Here is a 4,047-nt window from a genome sequence, read left to right as displayed (position 1 = left end):
GGGGCCGTAAAACCCGTGCGGGGTATTGCGCCCTCGGGCCTTTTTTCTTGCTCTTCGTCGGCGCCTGCTGCCCCGCCAACAGACTCCGCAGCGAGGCGTGGTTCGCGAGCAAGCTCGCTCCTAAGGGAATGCTTCCGGCGGTGTTCAGGCATCGCGCAATTCGAAGCGCGGGAACAGTGAGTGCAGTTCCCGCCACAGATCGGGCGCGCCGTGGGGTGCGGGCGTGGCGATCAGCTCGGGGTCCAGCTGTCGACCGCTGCGGGCCAATTGCACGACGAAGTTATCCACACCCATTCCGCGCAACCGCGTGGCCAGTCGGCGCAGGCGCTCCAGGTCGAACAACTGCCAGTGCACGGTGGTGCGGCATTCGTGGTCCACGCCGCTCTCCAGCAACAGCTCCAGGCTGCGCCAGTTGGCCAGGCCGCTGCCTTTCACGCACGTTATGGCGTCCATGTCCTCGGCCAGCCCCTTCACGTCGAAGCCGATCCAGTCGGCCTGGGGCAGTGCGCGGACGAAGGACTCCGGGCGGATGCCGGCGCTGTGCAGCCCAGCCCTGAACCCCATCTCGCGCACGCTGGCCATGGCCTCGGGCAAGGCGTTCTGCAGCGTCGCCTCGCCGCCGCTGAACACCACGGCCTGCAGCAGGCCCTGGCGGCGTCGGAGAAAGGCGAGGATGTCGTCCCAGTGGATCTGCGCTTCGCCACGCGGCGGAATCAGTTCCGGGTTGTGGCAGTAGCTGCAGCGCCAGGCGCAGCCCTGGCAGAACAGCACGCAGGCGAGCAGTCCGGGGTAGTCGAGGGTGGTCAGGGGCACCAGGCCCCCGACCCTGAGCGTGCTGCTCATCGCGTCTCGCGGAAGTGGCGGCGCTCGCGGTGCTCGGATTGCTTGCCGGCGTTGAACGCCGTCACCGGGCGGTGGTAGCCCATCACACGGGTCCACACCTCGCAGCGCTGGCGCTGGCTTTCGGGCAGTTGGTTGGCGGTCATCGGTGGTGCTCCTGTTTTGCGGGGTGAGAGTGAAGGAGGGTCAGCCGACACAGCAGCTGCTGGATGCGGCTTTCTGCAGCGCGGCTTCGTCGCAGCGCGGGCAGAACTCGTGTTCGCCGGCGAGGTAGCCGTGCACCGGGCAGATGGAGAAGGTCGGCGTCACCGTCAGGTAGGGCAGGCGGAAGCGCCCGAGGGCGGTGCGCACCAGGGTCTTGCAGGCCTCGGCGCTGGAGATGCGCTCGGCCATGTACAGGTGCAGCACGGTGCCGCCGGTGTACTTGCATTGCAGCGCGTCCTGCAGTTCCAGCGCCTCGAACGGATCGTCGGTGAGCCCCACCGGCAGCTGCGAGGAGTTGGTGTAGTAGGGCGCGTCCGGCGTGCCGGCCTGGAGAATGTCCGGGTGGCGCCTGCGATCCTCGCGGGCGAAGCGGTAGGTGGTGCCTTCGGCCGGCGTGGCCTCCAGGTTGTAGAGGTGTCCGCTGTCTCCCTGGAAGCGCACCAGCCGCGCTCGCACATGGTCCAGGAGTTCCAGCGCCATCTGCCGGCCGACCTCGGTGTGCAGGCCTTCGCGGTCCTCGGTGAAGTTGCGCAGCATCTCGTGCAGGCCGTTCACGCCGATGGTGGAGAAGTGGTTGCGCAGGGTGCCCAGGTAACGCTTGGTGTAGGGATAGAGCCCGGCGTCCATGTGCTGCTGGATGACCTTGCGCTTGATCTCCAGGCTGTCGAAGGCCAGCTCCAGCAGGTAATCGAGCTGGGCGTAGAGCGCGGCAGCGTCACCTCGATGGCGGTAGCCCAGGCGCGCGCAGTTGATCGTCACCACGCCCAGCGAACCGGTCTGTTCCGCCGAGCCGAACAGCCCGTTGCCGCGCTTGAGCAGCTCGCGCACGTCCAGTTGCAGGCGGCAGCACATGGAGCGCACCTGGTTGGGCTGCATGTCCGAGTTGAGGAAGTTCTGGAAGTACGGCAGGCCGTAGCGCGCGGTCATCTCGAACAGGCGCGTGGCGTTGTCGCTGTCCCAGGGGAAATCCTGGGTGATGTTGTAGGTCGGGATCGGGAAGGTGAACACCCGGCCGTGGGCGTCGCCGGCCTGCATCACCTCGATGTAGGCGCGGTTGATCAGGTCCATTTCGGCCTGCAGCTCGCCATAGGCGAAGGGCATCTCCACGCCGCCGACGTAGGGAATCTGCTCGCGCAAATCCTCCGGGCAGACCCAGTCGAAGGTCAGGTTGGTGAAGGGCGTCTGGGTGCCCCAGCGCGAGGGCACGTTGAGGTTGTAGATGAACTCCTGCAGCGCCTGGCGCACCTGTTGATAACTCAGGCCGTCCTTGCGCACGTAGGGCGCGAGGTAGGTGTCGAAGGAGCTGAAGGCCTGGGCGCCGGCCCACTCGTTCTGCAGGGTGCCGAGGAAGTTGACCATCTGCCCCAGCGCGCTGGAGAGGTGCTTGGGCGGCCCGGCCTCGACCCGCCCCGGCACGCCGTTCAGGCCTTCGCTGAGCAGGGTGCGCAGCGACCAGCCGGCGCAGTAGCCGGCGAGCATGTCGAGGTCGTGGATGTGCAGGTCGGCCTCGCGGTGGGCGACGGCGATGCCCTCGCTGTAGACCTCGTCCAGCCAGTAGTTGGCGGTGACCTTGCCCGACACGTTGAGGATCAGCCCGCCCAGGGAGTAACCCTGGTTGGCGTTGGCGCGCACCCGCCAGTCTTCCCGCGACAGGTATTCGTTCATCGAGGCGGCGACGTCCACCAGCGTCTTGCGCTCGCGGCGCAGGCGGCCGTGGCGTTCGCGGTAGACGATGTAGGCGCGCGCGGTGGGGTAGTGGCCGGCTTCCATCAGGGCGCGCTCGACGACGTCCTGCACCTGCTCCACGTCCAGATCGTTATCTGCCGGCAGGCGGGCCAGCGCGCGACGGGTGAGCTCCTGCGCCTGAGGTGCGCTGAACTCGCCGCTGGCCTCGCCGGCGGCGGCGATGGCGCGTTCGATCTTGCTCGGGTCGAAGGCGGCAGAGCTGCCATTGCGCTTGCGCAGGCTGGCGGGAAGAACGGTTGTACGTGTCAGAGGCATTGGCTTGATTCCACAACATGCTGTGCCTGGATTGATTCAAGGCAACAAGATGTTGTGGGAATCTAACGGCATCGCCCGTAGGAAAATTGACCTCGGTCAAGGGTGTGTGTCAGTCAATTTTTGCCATCGGAGGTATTGACCGCTGCATGCCCCGGGATGAGTCGATCATGGTGTGAGCGCTGTGGTTCGCGAGCAAGCTCGCTCCTACAGGGACACACCGGCGTGCTCTTCGTAGGAGCGAGCTTGCTCGCGAACGGCAATGCGCAGAACGCGCCGGCAACTCAGCCCAGCAGCGGCGCCAATCGCTCCGCCAGGCGCCCGGCGAACTGCTCGTCGCTGACATTGGTAAAGCTCATGAGCAGCGCCGGCTCGCGCCTGGCTTCCACGCACCAGGCGTTCAGCGCCTGCAGACCGAGGCCTTCGGCGTGCGCGCGGCGGGCGACGGCGAGATCATCCTGCTCCAGCGCGCCGATCAGGTGCAGGCCGCCGGGCGTGTCGGCGAAGCGCAGCTGCGCGCCGAGACGTTCTTCCAGCGCGCTGCGCAACCATTGGCGGCGCTGGGCATAGAGCGCGCGGGTGCGCTTGAGATGGCGGGCGAAGTGGCCTTCCTGCATGAAGTCGCACAGGGTCGCCTGCAGCAGCTCCGCGCAGCCGGAGGAGAACACCTGCTGGGCGCGCACGAAGTCCTCCACCAGCTGTGCCGGCACCACCAGGTAGCCCAGGCGCAGGGCCGGGTAGAGCACCTTGCTGAAGGTGCCGGTGTAGAGCACGCGGCCGGCGCGGTCGAGACTCTTCAGCGCCGGCAGGGGGAAGCCGGCGTAGCGGTATTCGCTGTCGTAGTCATCCTCGACTATCCATGCACCGTTGCCCGCCGCCCAGTCCAGCAGGGCCAGGCGGCGTGGCAGGCTGAGCGCGACGCCGGTGGGGCTCTGCTGCGACGGCGTGACCAGCGCGAAGCGCGCATCCGGCGCACGGGTGATGCCGTCCTCCACACGCAGGCCG

Annotated in this window: 4 protein-coding genes; all 4 read right to left on the bottom strand. The window is 67.4% G+C overall.

The window, feature by feature from the left end; genetic code table 11:
* Positions 1-144: 144 nt before the first annotated feature.
* Complete coding sequence (locus ACCC94_RS28295; protein ID WP_413352911.1) at positions 145-843, bottom strand: anaerobic ribonucleoside-triphosphate reductase activating protein; 699 nt, start codon at positions 841-843, stop codon at positions 145-147.
* Positions 840-986: an anaerobic ribonucleoside-triphosphate reductase gene (gene nrdD / locus ACCC94_RS28290; RefSeq protein WP_015479043.1), complete on the bottom strand. Its 147-nt coding sequence runs from the start codon at positions 984-986 to the stop codon at positions 840-842. The genes ACCC94_RS28295 and nrdD overlap by 4 nt, the downstream gene beginning before the upstream one ends.
* Before the next feature lie 40 nt (positions 987-1,026).
* On the bottom strand, positions 1,027-3,045 hold the full coding sequence (locus ACCC94_RS28285; protein ID WP_413352910.1) for a ribonucleoside triphosphate reductase: 2,019 nt from the start codon (positions 3,043-3,045) through the stop codon (positions 1,027-1,029).
* A 281-nt stretch (positions 3,046-3,326) separates the two neighbouring features.
* Positions 3,327-4,047 (bottom strand): PLP-dependent aminotransferase family protein (locus ACCC94_RS28280; RefSeq protein ID WP_413352909.1); only part of this gene is annotated, 721 nt, incomplete at its 5' end.

The sequence above is a fragment of the Pseudomonas sp. Pseusp97 genome (assembly GCF_047304025.1).
Taxonomy (GTDB): Bacteria; Pseudomonadota; Gammaproteobacteria; order Pseudomonadales; family Pseudomonadaceae; genus Pseudomonas.
Note: the sequence above shows the minus strand (reverse complement) of the source record. Positions and strands in the feature narration are given on the sequence as shown.